We start from the raw sequence: 16,648 nt of genomic DNA, 5'->3' as shown, positions 1-16,648 counted from the left end.
GGTCGGACTCGCTGCGGGACCGTCGGGCAGCTTCTGCTATTCTCGCCGAGGGCATGAAGCGAGGGCAAATCGGTGCGGTGGAAGATTCGGAAAGCGTCATGAGGACGACCAGCGGGACAGGGTCTCCGGATTATTCGCAGCTCGCCCGGCGCATCAAGGACTGGGGCCGGGAACTCGGTTTCCAGCAGATCGGCATCGCGGATGTCGATCTGCTGGCGCATGAGGAGCATCTGATGCGCTGGCTGGATGCGGGCTGCCACGGAGAGATGGCTTACATGGCCCGTCATGGCACGCGCCGCAGCCGCCCGGGCGAACTCATTCCGGGCACCTTGCGTATCGTCAGCGGGCGAATGGACTACCTGCCCGAGCCGCGAGAGCGCAGCGGCGCCGTGCTCGAGGATGCGGCGCGGGCTTTCATTTCCCGCTATGCGCTGGGGCGGGACTACCACAAGGTCGTGCGTTCGCGGCTTGCGAAGCTGGCCGCGCGTATCGAGGGCGAGGTCGGTCCCTTCGGACATCGCGCGTTCGTCGACAGCGCACCGGTGCTGGAGAAGGCGCTGGCCGAGCGGGCTGGTCTGGGCTGGATCGGCAAGCACACGAACCTGATCAACCGCCACGCCGGCTCGTGGTTCTTTCTCGGCGAAATTTACACCGACTTGCCGCTGCCGCCCGACTCCCCGGTGCAAAATCACTGTGGGAGCTGCGCTGCGTGCATCGAAATCTGCCCGACTCAGGCCATCATCGCCCCTTACCGCCTGGACGCACGGCGCTGTATTTCCTATCTGACGATCGAATTACGCGGTTCGATTCCCGAGCAGTTTCGCGCCGCGATCGGCAACCGGATCTATGGCTGCGACGACTGCCAGCTGGTATGTCCGTGGAACCGCTACGCCCAGTTGACGCGCGAACGTGACTTCCATCCGCGGCATGGACTGGATAGTGCCGCGCTGGTTCAGGTTTTCTCCTGGGACGAGGCGGCCTTTCTCGCTATGACCGAGGGCTCGGCGATCCGGCGCATCGGATATGTTTGCTGGTTGCGGAACGTGGCCATTGCCCTGGGCAACGCGCCGCGCTCGGAGGCGGTGGTCGCCGCGCTCGAAAGTCGCCGGGACCATTCTTCCGCGCTGGTCCGCGAGCATGTCGGCTGGGCGCTTGCTCGCCAGCGGGAACGCGCGAGCCAGACGAGCGAGGGTGTGTCCGATGCCGCGGAGGGCGCGTGACTGCGCAGGCGGACGGCGCCTTAGGCTGGGGATACGGGTGATGGCCATTTCTGTTGTGCTGAGCAAAGTGTCGTAAAATCGGGCGCTTTGTTGAAACCACGCCCAGGCATCCCCATACCATGAATATGTCATCTCATTGCCGCATCCTTCTTGCCATAGTGAGCGTTCTGGTTAGCTCCGGCGCCGCCGCCGGGGGCGAATGGGAGCCCTCCACCTTGTCCGACAAAACCATGCAGGCTACGCAGGACGCCAAGGTCGCGTACGACCGCTGTCTTGGGGAGCAACTGCAGGCGTCGATCAGCAGCGAGGCCGATTCGCGGGCCGTCGCCGACGGCATACTGCGGGCGTGCGAAGATCGTTTAGCCCCCATCAGGACGGCCTTGGTCGCGGAAAAGGTTCCCGATGGCATCATCGACCGCTATATGCGCCAGCAGCGTTCGCGCGCAGCTCAGGCTGTGTTGCGCGAGGTCATGGGTGCGCAGGCCATGCGACAGGCGACGCGGGACGCCGCGAAGCAGCCCTGAAGGCGTGTTCGAACGAGTCGTGGCTCGTTCCTTTCACAGTTGCCCTCTCTAAGTCCAACAAAAACACGACACCATGCATCTAGATACGAGTATTTGGCCGACCACCCTTGACGCCGGTCACGCCCTGCTGGCCGCCCTGGTTCTGGTTTTGCTGATCTTCCAGGTTCTGCTGCTGACGGCGGGTATCGTCGCCTTGCTGCGGCGTGGTCGGGTCGCCGAATCCGTCGGCGCCGCCCCTCCTGCAGCCGTAGCGACCCCGAACGTTCCCGAAGCCCGTGAGACCTCGGTGGAGGCGGTTCCGTCACCCTTGCGCGAAGCGGCACCCGATTCGGCCTTGCAGTTGCTCAGCCTGCTGCAGAATGAGGCGCGCTTCATCGATTTCGTGCAGGAGAACGTCACGAGCTATTCCGATGCCGAGATCGGCGCCGCTGCACGCATCGTGCATGAAGGGTGTCGCAAGGTGATTCATCAGCACTTCGAACTCGAACCGGTGCGCAGGGAGGCCGAGAGCAGCCGGGTCACCTTGCCCAAGGGCTTCGACGCCGCCAGCGTGCGCCTCACGGGCAATATCGTCGGGCAGGCACCTTTCAGCGGGACGCTGGTGCATCGTGGCTGGCGAGCGGTACAGGTCAAGTTGCCGAAGCTTGTCGAAAGCCATGACACGCGGATCATCGCGCCGGCGGAGGTGGAGCTGTGAGCGACTCCAGCCGTTTTTCGGTCGGCATCGATCTCGGCACGACGAACAGTGTGCTGAGTTACGTCGAGCTGGGGGCCTGCGAAGGCGAACAGGCAGCGCTGGAAGTTCTGGAAATCCCGCAACTTACCTCGCCGGGTGTGGTTGCCGAGCGGCCGCAATTGCCGTCCTTTTTGTACCAGGCGCACGAGGCCGAAGTGCGGCCCGAAGATCTGGAACTGCCCTGGGGTAACGATGATCGGGCCATCGTCGGCGAGTTGGCACGAACCCTTGGAAGCAAGACGCCGATCCGCCTGATTGCGAGCGCGAAGAGTTGGCTCTGCCACAGCGGCGTGGACTGCCGGGCCGCAATCTTGCCGATCCAGGCTCCGGAAGAGGTGACGCGCGTGTCGCCGCTGGAAGCCTCCAGGCTCTATCTGCGGCATCTGCGTGATTCCTGGGATGCGCGTTTCCCCGAGTCGCCGCTGAGTGAACAGGAACTCGTCATCACTGTCCCGGCCTCCTTCGATCCCGCGGCACGCGAATTGACCGTGGAGGCCGCGCATGCCGTGGGGCTGCGGCAGGCGGTATTGTTGGAAGAGCCGCAATCCGCTCTGTACAGCTGGATACAGCGCAGTGAAGGACGCTGGCGCGAGCAGGTCAAACCGGGCGATATCATCCTCGTGGTGGATGTCGGCGGCGGCACGACCGACCTGTCGCTGATTGCCGTGACCGAAGAGGACGGCAACCTGCTGCTGAACCGCGTCGCGATCGGCGACCATATCCTGCTCGGCGGCGACAACATGGATCTGGCGCTGGCCTATGCCCTGAAGATGAAGCTGGAGGCGGAAGGCAAACGCCTGGAGCCGTGGCAGATTCAGGCGCTGACCCACGGTTGTCGCGATGCCAAGGAGACACTCCTTGCCGACTCCGAGGTCCAGGAGGTGCCAGTCGTCGTCCCCAGTCGGGGCTCGTCACTGATCGGTGGGTCGCTGCGCACGGCGCTGACGCGGGATGACGTGACTCGCACATTGATGGATGGCTTTTTCCCCAAGGTGGCAATCGATGCCAGGCCTGCCGCGCAGTCCCGCACCGGCTTGACCACGCTGGGTCTGCCCTATGCAAAGGATGCCCGTATCACCTGTCATCTCGCGGCTTTTCTGGCACGTCAGGTCAGTGCGGCGAGCGAACTGGCGGGCTTCGATCTGCCGGAGGACGCACGGATGATCCGCCCCACGGCGCTGCTGCTGAACGGCGGCGTATTCAAGGCGGAGCAGCTGAGTCAGCGGCTGCTGGAGGTCCTGGGTTCGTGGCTGAACGAAGAGTCGGCTCCGCCGGCGCGACTGCTGCAGGGCGCCGATCTGGATCTGGCCGTTGCGCGCGGCGCTGCATATTACGGTTACGTGCGTCAAGGACAAGGGGTGCGGATCCGTGGCGGCATCGCTGCCGCGTATTATGTCGGCGTCGAAAGTGCGATGCCGGCGGTGCCCGGGTTCCCGCCGCCGATGCAGGCCCTGTGCATCGCGCCCTTCGGTATGGAGGAGGGCACGGAGGCCGAATTACCTCCGCATGAGTTCGGGTTGATCGTGGGCGAGCCGGTGCGTTTCCGCTTCTTCGCATCGACGGTACGTCGCGATGATCCGGTCGGAACAAGGCTGGAAGACTGGCACCAGGACGAACTGGATGAGTTGCAGGAGATCGAGGTCAGTTTGCAGGCCGAGCAATATGCTGCGGGGCAGGTCGTGCCGGTCTGTCTGGCGGCCAAGGTGACTGAGGTCGGCACCTTGCAATTGGAAGCGGTGGCGCGGGACAGTGAACAGCGATGGAAGGTCGAGTTCGATGTCCGAGCCAGCGACGGTGCGGCGGGAGCCGTGCCGGAGGCGGAACGCGCGCTCGCCTGACGTTGGCTTGGACTGAGCGGATTGCCGGAACAACGGCATGAGTCATCTGCCATCATCCCCCACCGGAGGCGCGGCGCGCTATCGGGTCGGCATCGACCTCGGCACGAGCAATACCGTTGTCGCGTTCACGGACATGGTGCAGGGCGCCGAGGAGAGCATCGAACTCTTCCGTGTCGAACAGTTGGTGGGGCCCGGAGAGGTGGCCGCTCGCGACTGTCTGCCCTCGGTCCGCTATCACCCGGCAGAAGGGGAACTGCCGGCTGCTGACGTGAGACTGCCCTGGCACCAGGATCCAGCTGAAGCGGCCGACACCGCTGTGTTGGGCGAATGGGCCCGCAGGCTGGGTGGCAGGAGCCATGGCCGCCGGGTCGCCAGTGCCAAGAGCTGGCTGTCTCACCCATCCGTCGATCGCACGGCAGCCATCCTGCCCTGGGGCGCCGCGCCGGATGTCGACAAGGTTTCTCCTGTTGCTGCGAGCGCGAGCTATCTGCGCCATGTGCGTCACGCATGGAACCTCCGTTACCCGGAGCATGCACTCGAGCACCAGGATCTGATCGTGACCATCCCTGCCTCGTTCGACGAGGGCGCGCGAGCCTTGACGCTGGAAGCCGCTCGGTTGGCCGGATTGCCGAGGGTTCGCCTGCTGGAGGAACCCCAGGCCGCCTGTTATGACTGGCTCTGGGTCCACCGCTCCGAACTGGTCCGCCAGCTCGAAGGTGTGCGCGTCATTCTGGTCTGCGACGTCGGGGGCGGTACCACGGATTTCAGCCTGATCCGTGTCGATCACCAAGGATCCGAGCCGACCTTGACGCGGATCGGCGTCGGCGACCACTTGATGCTCGGCGGAGACAACATCGATCTGATGTTGGCCCAGCGGATGGAGGCCGCGCTCATCGAGGACGGGCCGCGCCTGTCGGGGAGCGCGCTGTCGCAACTGATCGATCAGTGTCGCGATGCGAAAGAGCGTCTGCTGGTCGATGGGGCGCCGGAAGAAGTGCCGGTGACGCTGCTCGGTGCGGGGTCGCGCGTGATCGGTGGGGCACGTTCGCTGCCCCTGGCGCGGAAGGAAACCCACGAATTGGTGCTGGACGGTTTCTTCCCGGTCGTCGCGGCCGATGATCAACCGCTGCGGCGACGCAGCGGCGTGGTCGAGTTCGGCTTGCCTTATGCCGCGGATCCGGCCGTCACGCGGCATCTGGCGGCCTTCCTCGCGCAGCATCGCGACTTGCTGGCCGAGGCGCTGGGTCCCGGCGTCCCTGCTGTCCCGGATGCGCTGCTACTGAATGGCGGTGCCTTTCGAAGTCCATTGATCGGGCGGCGCCTCGTCCAGGTACTGGCTGCCTGGGCTGGCCGAGCGCCGCTCGAGTTGCGCAATGATCGCCCGGAACTCGCGGTGGCCTTCGGTGCGGTCGCCTATGCGCTGGCCCGGGCCGGGTCGACAGTGCAAAGGATCGAAGGCGGTTCGGCGCGGAGCTTTGTCCTTCTGGTTGGCACCGAGGGTGACGACTCGCAGCGGCGGAAGGGCGTCTGTCTCCTGCCGAAGGGAACGCGTGAGGAAGAGACGGTATTCCTTGCGGATCGTCGTTTTTCGCTGCGGCTAGGCCAGCCGGTTCGCTTCCAGATCTATTCGTCCACGGATGACCGACCGCTGCTTCCCGGGGAGTTGGTCGATCTGGAGGACGAGCGCTTCGTGGAACTGCCCCCGCTCGCGGTCGCGTTCGAAGGCGGAGGGGAAATGGAAGGGGGCGCTCGTATCGTCCGGTTGGGTGCGGCGATGACCGAGGTCGGTACGCTCGAGCTACGCTGCGTCGATGTGGATGACGACGAGCGCTTCTGGAACGTAGAGTTTCTGCTCAGATCCGGGAGCGGGAAACGGCTGCCGGAGAGTGGACTGCACCCACGGCTCGGTGAAGCGGAAGCCGCGATCGGGCGGGTGTTTGGCCGAAAGTCCCGCACGATCGAGACGGGTTCGGTCCGGACGCTGCGCGGTACACTGGAGAAATTGCTCGGCAGCCGCGAGGACTGGGACACTGGCACCTGCCGTGCTGTTTTCGGCGGCCTGCTCGAAGGCTTGCCCCATCGGCGGCGCAGTACGGATCATGAACGGGTGTGGCTTAATCTGGCGGGCTATACGTTGCGACCTGGAGTGGGATATCCCCTGGACGACTGGCGCGTATCCCAGCTCTGGGGCGTTTATCGCCAGGGGCTGCAGTTCCCGAAGGAGGCTCAGAACTGGGCGGAATGGTGGACGCTGTGGCGGCGTATCGCAGCGGGGCTCGACGAGGCCGCACAGACTCAGGTGTTTGGCGACATCCGCAATTTCATTGATCCGACGGCCGCGCGTCGCGGTAATCTGGCAGTGCTTGCGAAGAAGCGCAGCTATGAGGACATGGTACGGTTGGCGGGTTCGCTGGAGCGCCTTTCTTGCGAGCTCAAGGCGCAGTTGGGGGGATGGCTGCTCGAACGTGTCAGGAAGCCCGGGGAGCCGGCCGAAACGGCGTGGGCTCTCGGGCGGGTCGGTGCCCGGGTGCCATTCCACGGGAGCAGTCATGGTGTGATTCCCGTCGCGACGGCAGAGGGCTGGTTGGGGGTACTCGTCGGCATGGACTGGCGCAAGCAACCGGCGCTGGCGTTTTCAGCGGTGCTGATCGGGCGCATGAGTGGTGATCGGGAGCGCGACATCGGGCCAGAACTTAGGAACCGTGTCACGGCGCGGCTGAAGGCCGTGCGCGCGCCGGAGGCCTGGGTGCAGCTGGTTGACAGCGTCCAGGACTTGACCGCGGCTGAGGAGAAGCGGATTTTCGGTGAGGCCCTGCCGCCCGGGCTGGCACTGATAGAGTGATCGGGGCGGCGTGTCGGAATGGTGTCGGGAGCACGGCGGGAGCCGCTCGAAACTAAGCGTAAGCCTCCTTGTCGAAGGGGGCGTTGAGTTAATTAATTTAGGAGTCGCTGATGAGTCAAAGCTATACCCAAGTTCGCCGCGCACAGGTCGGCCTGCTCGCCACTCACAAGGTTTTGCGCAACACCTATGCACTGTTGGCGTTGACGTTGCTTTTCAGCGCGTTCACCGCCGGTGTCGCGATGACACTGAACATCCCGCACCCGGGCATTCTGGTGACACTGGTGGGTTATTTCGGCCTTTTGTGGTTGACGAACAAGTTCAGCCACAATGCCTGGGGTCTTGTTTGTGTGTTTGCCCTGACGGGGTTCATGGGTCTGACACTGGGTCCGATCCTCAACATGTATGTGTCGCACTTCGCCAATGGCAGTCAGCTCGTCATGACGGCAATGGGCGGAACGGCCGTAATCTTCCTCGGCCTGTCCGCCTACGCGCTCACGACGCGCAAGGATTTCAGCTTTCTCGCGGGTTTCCTGATGACCGGGATTCTGGTCGCGTTCCTGGCGGGGTTGGCGGCGATCTTTCTGCCGGCGATGCCGGGTCTGAGTATCGCGGTCTCGGCGATGTTCATCGTGCTGATGTCGGGCATGATCCTCTTTCAGACCAGTCAGATCGTGCATGGCGGCGAGACCAATTACATTCTTGCAACAGTCTCGCTGTATGTGACGATATTCAATCTGTTCACCAGCCTGCTGCAAATTCTCGGCGTTTTCAGCGGCGACGACTGAGATCGTCGGCCGCAGCCTTCCCGGCAGTAGAAATAAAAAACCCAGTTTTGCGACCTGGGTTTTTTTTTGGACGGGGCGATGTCAGAAGCGCCAAACGACGCCTGCACCCCCATCCCCTAGACTTTCACAAGATCTTACTCGCCGTCGGTCGGCACCGCCTTCATGCTGAGGCGTACACGCCCCTGACGGTCGATTTCAAGCACTTTGACCTTGACCATGTCGCCTTCGGAGAGCTTGTCGCTGACCCGTTCGACGTGCTCGTCGGAGATCTGGGAAATATGCACCAACCCATCCTTGCCCGGCAGGATGGTTACGAATGCTCCGAAATCCATCAGGCGGGCAACCTTACCTTCGTAGATCTTCCCGACCTCGACTTCAGCGGTGATTTCCTCGATGCGGCGCCGCGCTTCCATCCCGGCCTGCTTGTCGACCGACGCAATCTTGATCACACCCTCGTCCGATATGTCGATCTGGGCACCGGTTTCCTCGGTGATGGCGCGAATGGTGCTGCCTCCCTTACCGATCACTTCACGGATCTTGCTGGGATCGATCGTGAAGCTCATGATCCGTGGAGCGTAGTCGGACATTTCGTGGCGCGGCGTGGGGAGGACTGCCGCCATCTTCTCCAGGATGTGCAGTCGGCCGGCTTTGGCCTGCTCCAGCGCGACTTCCATGATCTCGGGCGTGATGCCGTCGATCTTGATGTCCATTTGCAGCGCCGTGACACCCTCGCTGGTCCCGGCAACCTTAAAGTCCATGTCGCCCAGGTGATCCTCGTCACCCATGATGTCGGACAGGACGGCGAAGCCGCTGTCTTCCTTGATCAGGCCCATGGCGATGCCGGCCACGGGTGCCTTTGTCGGGACGCCGGCGTCCATCAAGGCCAGGCTGGCACCGCAAACCGATGCCATCGAGCTGGAACCGTTGGACTCGGTGATTTCCGAGACCACCCGGATTACGTAGGGAAACTCATCGGTGTCAGGCATGATGGCCTGCACACCGCGCTTGGCCAAACGCCCATGGCCGATCTCTCGCCGTTTCGGCGAGCCAATCGCACCTGTCTCGCCCACGCAATACGGCGGGAAGTTGTAATGCAGCATGAACGACTCGCGATACTCGCCTTCGATCGCGTCGATCAACTGAGCGTCGCGACCCGATCCCAGCGTGGCTACCACCAACGCCTGCGTTTCGCCACGCGTGAACAGGGCCGAGCCATGGGTACGGGGGAGAACGCCGGTACGAATGTAGATCGGGCGCACCGTGGCCAGATCCCGACCGTCGATACGGCGCTTGTGATCGAGGATGTTGCTCCGGACGATGTGTTCCTCGAGTTTCTCGAACTCGCGGATCACCGCCTTTTCGCCATATTGCCCATCCTGGGTCAAAGCCTGCACGGCCGCATCCCGGGCGGCGCGGACCTGCTGCTGGCGGACGAGCTTCTCGGGGATCTGATAGGCTTCTGCCAGCGCCGCCTTGGCGACGGAGGCGAGGGCGCTGCGCAATCCTTCATCGACCGCTGGCGGCGTCCATGGCCATGTCTTGGGTCCGACTTCGGCGACCAGTTCCTGGATGGCCTTGACCGCTGCCTGCAACTCGCGATGCCCAAACAGCACAGCGCCGAGCATCGTCTGCTCGGACAGGACATCGGCCTCGGACTCGACCATCAGCACGGCATGTTCGGTGCCGGCGACGACCAGATCGAGCTGGGAGTCCTCCAAGAGCGTGGCGCTCGGATTGAGTACGTATTCGCCGTTGATATAGCCGACGCGCGCGGCCCCGATCGGACCCTGGAAGGGTAGGCCACTCAGGGACAGTGCAGCTGAGGCACCGAGCAGGGAAGGGATGTCGGGGTCGATCTCGGGGTTCAGCGACATCACGGTCGCGACGACCTGGACCTCGTTCGTAAACCCATCGGGGAACAGTGGCCGAATCGGACGATCGATCAGGCGCGCGGTCAGCGTTTCCTTTTCGCTCGGACGGCCCTCGCGCTTGAAAAACCCTCCGGGGATGCGCCCTGCGGCGTAGGTTTTTTCCTGGTAGTTGACCGTCAGCGGGAAGAAATCGCCATGCGCTGACGCCTCTTTTCTTCCCACCGCAGTGACCAGCACGACGGTTCCGGCCATTTCCACCATGACGGCGGCGTCAGCCTGACGCGCGATTTCCCCGGTCTCGAAGGTGACGGTGTGCGGTCCGAACTGAAATTGCTTTCGAAAGGGGTTCACGACGTTTCCTTATGCTGGAGTGATATCTGAATCAGGCGCGATGGACCAGGACGAGCCCGGTCTTACTTCCGCAGGCCGAGGCTTTCGATCAGCGAGCGATAGCGGTCGACGTCTTTGTTCTTCAGATAATCCAGCAGCTTCCGGCGCTGATTCACAAGCCGCAACAGGCCGCGACGGGAGTGGAAATCTTTCTTGTGAGCCGCGAAGTGCGGGCTCAAATGGTTGATCCGGGCGGTCAGCAGAGCGACCTGAACCTCGGGTGATCCGGTGTCGTTGGCGGAGCGCTGGTATTGCTCCATGACGGCGTGCTTCTCAACGGCGGTATATGCCACGGCGAACTCCTGAAGGACCTGTTCTAAAAACAATTGGGTATTTTAACGTGACCTGTCGCCGACGAACAAGGTGCTGAGCCGAGCGTCGGCTCGGCAGCCGCACGGGCAGCACCGTCGGTGCCGACAGTGACGGAGGTCACGGCGGACGGTGAGTCGAGGTTGAACATGCGCTGCGGGGCCAGTTTGCCCTCTGCTGCGGTGCCGATCCCGAAAAAGCTTCCCTTGCTGTCGTACAGCCGGACCAGTCCGTCGGTAAGGACGGCCGGTGCCGGCATGACCTGGCCCTGCTGGAGCCGGGTGCGGAGCGGGTCGTCGCAATCGACGCGCGGGAAGTCGGGGACCAGCAGGTCCATCGGCGCGATGCGGGATAGGCGCTCGTCCGGGGTCAGTGCTTCGAGCGCCTGAAGAGGGCAGGCCTGGCTCAGCGTCCATGGGCCGACAGCGGTCCGGCGCAGTGTTTCCATGTGGGCGCCGGAGCTCAGCGCGTGCCCGATATCCTCGGCCAGAACGCGGATGTAGGTGCCCTTGGAGCAATGGACATCCAGCTCCAGACTATCAGCCGTAAAGTTCACGAGCCGCAACTCATGGATATCGAGACGGCGACTCTGACGTTCGACGTGGATGCCGCGTCGTGCAAGTTCATAAAGCCGGACGCCACCCTGTTTGAGCGCTGAATACATGGGCGGTACCTGGTCGATCGTGCCGCGGAAGCCGGCGAGCACACTTTCCAGAAGCGCGGCGTCGAGCGGCGGGATCGGGGCTGTGGCGATGACCTGACCGGTGGCATCGGCGGTATCGGTGGTCACGCCAAGACGGATCGTGGTTCGGTAGCGCTTGTCGGTATCCAGCAGGTAGCCTGCCAGCTTGGTGGCTTCGCCCAAACAGATCGGCAGCACACCGGAGGCCAGTGGATCGAGGCTGCCGGTGTGCCCGGCTTTATGGGCACAGAGGAGATGTCGCACACGCTGCACTGCAGCGTTCGACGTCAGGCCGGTGGGCTTGTCGAGCAGCAATACGCCGTGTAGCTTGAACTGCGGGCGCCGTGGCCGCTGAGCCATCACGTGTCGTGCGGGTCGGATTTGGGAAGATGCAGACTGTCGATCACCGCATCCATGTGTAGCCCGCGCTCGACCGAATCGTCGAAAATGAACCGCAGCTCCGGAATCACCCGCATCCGCATCCGACGGGCGACCTCGTGCCGCAGCAATGGGGCGAGCCCGGCCAGCAATTTCAGCGACTCGTTGTTCGTCTGCTGGGCACCGAGAAAACTCACATAGACTTTGGCGACCGACAGGTCGCGTGTGACCTCGACGTCGCTGACCGTCACCATCCCCAGGCGCGGATCCCTGACTTCGCTGCGCAGCAGCTCAGCCAGTTCCCGCTGCAACTGGGAAGCGACCCGCACATTCCGGCTGAACTCTCTGGGCATCGGTGTCGGCTCTAGCGCGGTTGAACCAGCACTCGCTCGTAAGCTTCGATCTGGTCGCCGACCTTGACGTCGTTATAGTTCTTGACGCCGATGCCGCATTCCATACCGGCCTTGACTTCGCTGGCGTCATCCTTGAAACGGCGCAGAGATTCCAATTGCCCCTCGAATATCACGACGTTGTCGCGGAGTACGCGAATCGGCAGGTTCCGCTTCACATGACCGTCAATGACCATGCAGCCCGCGATCGTGCCGAATTTCGACGAACGGAACACCTCGCGGACCTCGGCAATGCCGACGATCTGTTCCTTGTACTCGGGCTCCAGCATACCGGTGATCGACTTCTTGACCTCGTCGATGGCCTCGTAGATCACACTGTAATAATGCAGGTCGATACCGCGCTCTTCGATCAGTTTGCGTGCGGTGGCGTCAGCCCGGACGTTGAAGCCGATGATGATCGCGTTGGACGCAAGGGCAAGATTGGCATCCGTTTCGGTGATGCCGCCGACGCCGCCGGAAATCACGCGAACGCGGACCTTATCGGTGGTCAGTTCGGTCAGCGCGCCGCGCAGCGCCTCGAGGCTGCCCTGAACATCTGTCTTGATGACGAGCGCAAGCTCGACGGCTTCTTCGGTTCCCATCCTCGAGAATACGTCCTCGAGCTTGGTGGCCGCCTGGGCCGCCAGCTTCGTGCTGCGGAGCTTCTCTTCGCGGTGCATCGCGATCTCGCGTGCCTTGCGTTCGTCGGCTACGACGATGAATTCGTCGCCGGCCTCGGGGGCGCCGGATAAACCGAGGATCTCGACCGGGCTCGACGGTCCGCCTTCCTTGAGGGGCTTGCCGTTCTCGTTGAACATCGCTCGCACGCGGCCGAATTCGCGGCCGCAGAGGATGAAGTCCCCCTTGTGCAGTGTGCCCTTCTGGATCAGCAGGTCGGCCACGGGGCCACGGCCTTTTTCCAGCTTGGATTCCAGTACCACACCGCTGGCCGGCAACTCGTAGGGGGCGCTGAGTTCGAGGACTTCGGCCTGCAACAGGATGGCTTCCAGCAGGTCGTCGATACCGACCCCGGTTTTCGCCGAGACGCTCACGAACTGCGTGTCGCCGCCCCATTCCTCGGGCACCACGTTCAGAACCACCAATTCCTGCTTGACGCGATCGGGGTCGGAGTCGGGTTTGTCGATCTTGTTGATGGCGACGACCAGCGGGACGCCGGCGGCTCGGCTGTGCTCGACCGCCTCCTTCGTCTGGGGCATCACGCCATCGTCGGCCGCGACGACCAGCACGACGATGTCGGTGACCCGCGCGCCGCGGGCACGCATGGCGGTGAATGCGGCGTGGCCGGGGGTATCCAGGAAGGTCACCGAGCCCCGGTCGGTGCGGACCTGGTAGGCACCAATGTGCTGGGTGATGCCGCCTGCCTCACCGGCCGCGACGCGGCTCTTGCGGATGTGGTCGAGCAGCGACGTCTTGCCGTGGTCGACATGGCCCATGATGGTGACCACTGGCGGCCGGGCGCGATGTTCGCTTTCCGCTTCACCGGCCATCGCATGAACCAACTCTGCCTCGAGATTGTCCTCGGCTTGCGCGATCGGTTTGTGGCCCATTTCTTCGACCACGAGCATGGCTGTCTCCTGATCGAGGGGTTGATTGATCGTAGCCATGACGCCCAGACGCATGAGGTTCTTGATGACCTCCGTAGCCTTCACCGACATGCGCATCGCCAGGTCGGAGACGGTGATCATCTCCGGAACCTGAACTTCCCTGATCATCGGCGCGGTCGGGCGTTCGAAACCGTGCCGCTGTTCCGGTAGCACGACCGGGCGACTGGGCTTGAACTTGCGGCGCTTGTTGAATTTGCCAGAGCTTTCGGTTTCAGTGGTCTCCTCCTGGTATTCACCAACTTGGCCTTTGCCGGCGCTCCCCTTCTTTTTCGCGCGGCGGATATCCGCCTCGGAAGGCGGGCGGGGCGCTGCCGGTGGGATCGGCGACGCGGGGGGCGGCGTGGGTACGGACGGACGCGCGGCGGGCTTCTCGACAGGAACCTCGATGGGAATAACCGGTTCGGGTGCTGCCGTTACTTCCGCCTCCGGCTGGATAACCTCGACTGCCTTCTCGGCCTCGGCCCGCTTTGCCAGCTCCGCCTGCCGGGCCTCTTCGGCCGCGCGGCGGCGTTCTTCCTCTTCCAGTGCGCGCTGACGGCGTGCCTCCTCGAGCTCGCGGCGCTGGGCTTCCTGCGCTTCGATCTCGCGCTGTTGCTCGTCTAAAGCCTGGCGCGCCTTCTCCGCTTCGGTCTTGCGCTCGCTCGACTCGGGCAGCTCGCTCTTCTTGACATAGGTCTTGCGCTTACGCACCTCGACGCTGATGGTCTTGACGCCCTTACCGGGAATCTTGCCCTGCTTCAACTCGCTGACGGTGCGGCGTTGCAACGTCACTCGGGTCGGCTCGACCGCGTCGCCTTTTTCCTTGCCATGACTCTGGCGCAGGTGGGCGAGTAGCTTCAGTTTTTCGCTGTCGCTGAGGACATCGTCGGGTTCCGCCACCGCCAGCCCGGCTTCGCCGAGCTGCGTCAACAGTCGATCCAGGGGGATGCCAACGACTTCTGCTAATTGTCGTACGGTTACGTCGCTCATTTCTCGGCCTCTGTCGTTGTAGCCTAACCCTCAGCAAACAGCGGGGAACGCGCCTGCATGATCAAATCCGCGGCGCGCTCCTCGCTCATCCCGTCGATTTCCATCAACTCATCCACGGCCAGGTCCGCCAGGTCGGAAACGGTATGGATGCCGGCTGCGGCCAATCGCTCGGCGGTTTCGTCGTCCATTCCTTCCAGGTCGCGAAGGTCCTGAGCCGGCTGCGTGGTTTCGATTTTCTCTTCGGTCGCGATGGCCTTGATCAGCAGTGCGTCGCGGGCGCGATTACGCAGTTCCTCGACCAGTTCCTCATCGAACTCTTCGATCTCCAGCATCTCCTTGGTCGGCACGTAGACGAGCTCTTCGATGCTCGAAAAGCCCTCTCGAACCAGGATCTGTGCGACGTCTTCATCCACTTCGAGCTGAGTCATGAACGAGGCGATCAGCTTCAGGGCCTCTTCCTCATTCTTTGCTTCCGCCTGGGTCGCGCTCATGACGTTGAGCTCCCAGCCGGTCAGCTGGCTGGCTAGCCGCACGTTCTGTCCATTGCGTCCGATGGCCTGGGACAGGTTCTCGTCGGCAACGGCGATGTCCATGGAATGGCGGTCCTCGTCGACGACGATCGACACGATTTCGGCCGGCGACATCGAATTGATCACGAACTGGGCTTCGTTCTCGTTCCACAAGATGATGTCGACGCGTTCGCCGGCGAGTTCGTTCGACACGGCCTGCACGCGGGAACCGCGCATGCCGACGCAGGCGCCGACGGGGTCGAGCCGGGGATCGTTGCTCTTCACCGCGACTTTGGCCCGGATGCCCGGGTCGCGAGCCGCGCCCTTGATTTCAATGACGTTCTCGCCGACCTCCGGGACCTCCAGTCGAAACAGGGCGATCAGCAATTCCGGCGCGCTGCGGCTGAGGAAAAGCTGAGGGCCGCGGGGCTCGTTACGGACCGCGCGCAGCAGCCCACGCAGTCGGTCGCCGGAGCGCACCGCTTCGCGGGGAATCATCTCGTCGCGAGGAATCAGCGCCTCGACGTTACCGCCGAGGTCCAGGATGACGTTCCCGCGTTCGACGCGCTTGACGATGCCCGTGACGAGTTCGCCGATCCGGCCTTCCCATTCCTGATGGATCTTGCGCCGTTCAGCCTCGCGCACTTTCTGCACGATGACCTGTTTGGCGGTCTGGGCGGCGATGCGTCCAAACTCGATGGACTCGATCGGTTCCTCGATGAAGTCACCGGGCAAGAGTGCGGGATCGCGCTGGCGCGCTTCGTCCAGAAAGATCTGCTTCTCGGGGAATTCCGGCGCATCCGGGAACTCCTCGGTGGGTTCGATCACTTCCCAACGCCGGAACGTCTCATAGTCGCCGGTCTTGCGGTCGATGGAAACCCGGGCATCGATACGGTTCTCATGGCGCCGGATGGTCGCCGTCTTCAAGGCGTCCTCTATGGCACCAAAAATGACTTCCTTCTCGATGTCCTTCTCGTTCGAGACCACATCGACGACAAGCAGTATCTCTTTATTGGCCATGGCGTCATCCTTTATTCGTTGTCTTCTGGAATTCGGGTACCAGCCGCGCCCGGTCGATCGCGCCGTAGGGCAGTCGCAGTGTGCCCGTATCCTCTTCCACCAGGATCTCTTCGCCTTCCACGCCGACAATCCGGCCCTTGACTCGCCGGCGGTTGTCGACGGGCATCCGGAGCCGGATGTTGGCGATAGACCCGATGAAGCGTTCGAAGTGACTCAGCGTGAACAGGGGTCGGTCGAGCCCTGGCGACGACACTTCTAGCTGGTATTGACCGGGGATCGGGTCTTCGACATCCAGCATGCCGCTGACCTGGTAGCTGACCCGGGAACAATCGTCAACGACGATGCCCTCTGCGCGGTCGATGTAGACGCGCAGCACGCGGCTTCGCCCGTCGAATTCAATGCCGACCAACTCGTAACCGAGTTGTGCCACAATCGGCTCGATGAGCTGAGTCAGGCGATCGGACTCTTTGCCAACCATCACGGATCTAAATTTGCTCGCTGCCAAACAAAAAATGGGCTCAAGGCCCATGGTTATCTGTCGCACAGAAACTAAAAAACCCC

General features: G+C 63.1%; 13 protein-coding genes. 6 read left to right on the top strand and 7 right to left on the bottom strand.

What is annotated here, in order from left to right; translation table 11 throughout:
• Positions 1-98: 98 nt before the first annotated feature.
• The 6 genes from queG (at position 99) to BWR02_RS08590 (ending at position 7,945) form a co-directional block, all read left to right on the top strand.
• Positions 99-1,220 carry a tRNA epoxyqueuosine(34) reductase QueG gene (queG, locus tag BWR02_RS08615; RefSeq protein ID WP_139557348.1) on the top strand — a complete coding sequence of 374 codons (1,122 nt, stop codon included), beginning with the start codon at positions 99-101 and terminating at the stop codon, positions 1,218-1,220.
• A 215-nt stretch (positions 1,221-1,435) separates the two neighbouring features.
• On the top strand, positions 1,436-1,744 hold the full coding sequence (locus BWR02_RS08610) for a hypothetical protein (protein ID WP_139557347.1): 309 nt from the start codon (positions 1,436-1,438) through the stop codon (positions 1,742-1,744).
• 73 nt (positions 1,745-1,817) lie between these two features.
• On the top strand, positions 1,818-2,441 hold the full coding sequence (locus tag BWR02_RS08605) for a DUF2760 domain-containing protein (protein WP_139557346.1): 624 nt from the start codon (positions 1,818-1,820) through the stop codon (positions 2,439-2,441).
• The gene (locus tag BWR02_RS08600) at positions 2,438-4,318 is read left to right on the top strand and encodes an Hsp70 family protein (RefSeq protein WP_139557345.1); all 1,881 of its coding nucleotides are present in this window, start codon (positions 2,438-2,440) and stop codon (positions 4,316-4,318) included. The genes BWR02_RS08605 and BWR02_RS08600 overlap by 4 nt, the downstream gene beginning before the upstream one ends.
• A 37-nt stretch (positions 4,319-4,355) precedes the next feature.
• The gene (locus tag BWR02_RS08595; RefSeq protein ID WP_139557344.1) at positions 4,356-7,160 is read left to right on the top strand and encodes an Hsp70 family protein; all 2,805 of its coding nucleotides are present in this window, start codon (positions 4,356-4,358) and stop codon (positions 7,158-7,160) included.
• A gap of 110 nt (positions 7,161-7,270) precedes the next feature.
• Positions 7,271-7,945 (top strand): Bax inhibitor-1/YccA family protein, encoded by a 675-nt coding sequence (locus BWR02_RS08590; protein ID WP_139557343.1) that lies wholly within the window; start codon positions 7,271-7,273, stop codon positions 7,943-7,945.
• Between the two features lie 134 nt (positions 7,946-8,079).
• On the opposite strand, the gene pnp is transcribed toward BWR02_RS08590, so the two are convergent.
• The 7 genes from pnp to rimP form a co-directional block, all read right to left on the bottom strand.
• On the bottom strand, positions 8,080-10,167 hold the full coding sequence (gene pnp, locus BWR02_RS08585) for a polyribonucleotide nucleotidyltransferase (RefSeq protein WP_139557342.1): 2,088 nt from the start codon (positions 10,165-10,167) through the stop codon (positions 8,080-8,082).
• 62 nt (positions 10,168-10,229) lie between these two features.
• A complete protein-coding gene (gene rpsO, locus BWR02_RS08580; RefSeq protein ID WP_139557341.1) occupies positions 10,230-10,499 on the bottom strand; it encodes a 30S ribosomal protein S15 in 270 nt (89 codons plus the stop codon).
• A gap of 23 nt (positions 10,500-10,522) precedes the next feature.
• Positions 10,523-11,512, bottom strand: a complete 990-nt coding sequence (truB, locus tag BWR02_RS08575; protein WP_236102052.1) for a tRNA pseudouridine(55) synthase TruB — start codon at positions 11,510-11,512, stop codon at positions 10,523-10,525.
• A 44-nt stretch (positions 11,513-11,556) separates the two neighbouring features.
• Positions 11,557-11,928: a 30S ribosome-binding factor RbfA gene (gene rbfA, locus BWR02_RS08570; RefSeq protein WP_139557339.1), complete on the bottom strand. Its 372-nt coding sequence runs from the start codon at positions 11,926-11,928 to the stop codon at positions 11,557-11,559.
• 11 nt (positions 11,929-11,939) lie between these two features.
• Positions 11,940-14,558, bottom strand: coding sequence for a translation initiation factor IF-2 (gene infB, locus BWR02_RS08565; protein WP_139557338.1), 2,619 nt, complete (start codon positions 14,556-14,558; stop codon positions 11,940-11,942).
• A gap of 23 nt (positions 14,559-14,581) precedes the next feature.
• On the bottom strand, positions 14,582-16,087 hold the full coding sequence (gene nusA / locus BWR02_RS08560) for a transcription termination factor NusA (protein WP_139557337.1): 1,506 nt from the start codon (positions 16,085-16,087) through the stop codon (positions 14,582-14,584).
• A 4-nt stretch (positions 16,088-16,091) separates the two neighbouring features.
• Positions 16,092-16,565 carry a ribosome maturation factor RimP gene (gene rimP / locus BWR02_RS08555; RefSeq protein WP_129883611.1) on the bottom strand — a complete coding sequence of 158 codons (474 nt, stop codon included), beginning with the start codon at positions 16,563-16,565 and terminating at the stop codon, positions 16,092-16,094.
• Between the last annotated feature and the right edge of the window lie 83 nt (positions 16,566-16,648).

Origin of the sequence: Methylotetracoccus oryzae (assembly GCF_006175985.1) — a bacterium.
GTDB lineage: Bacteria > Pseudomonadota > Gammaproteobacteria > Methylococcales > Methylococcaceae > Methylotetracoccus > Methylotetracoccus oryzae.
The sequence above is the reverse complement of the archived record's forward strand: the minus strand, read 5'-3'. Positions and strand labels throughout refer to the sequence as shown.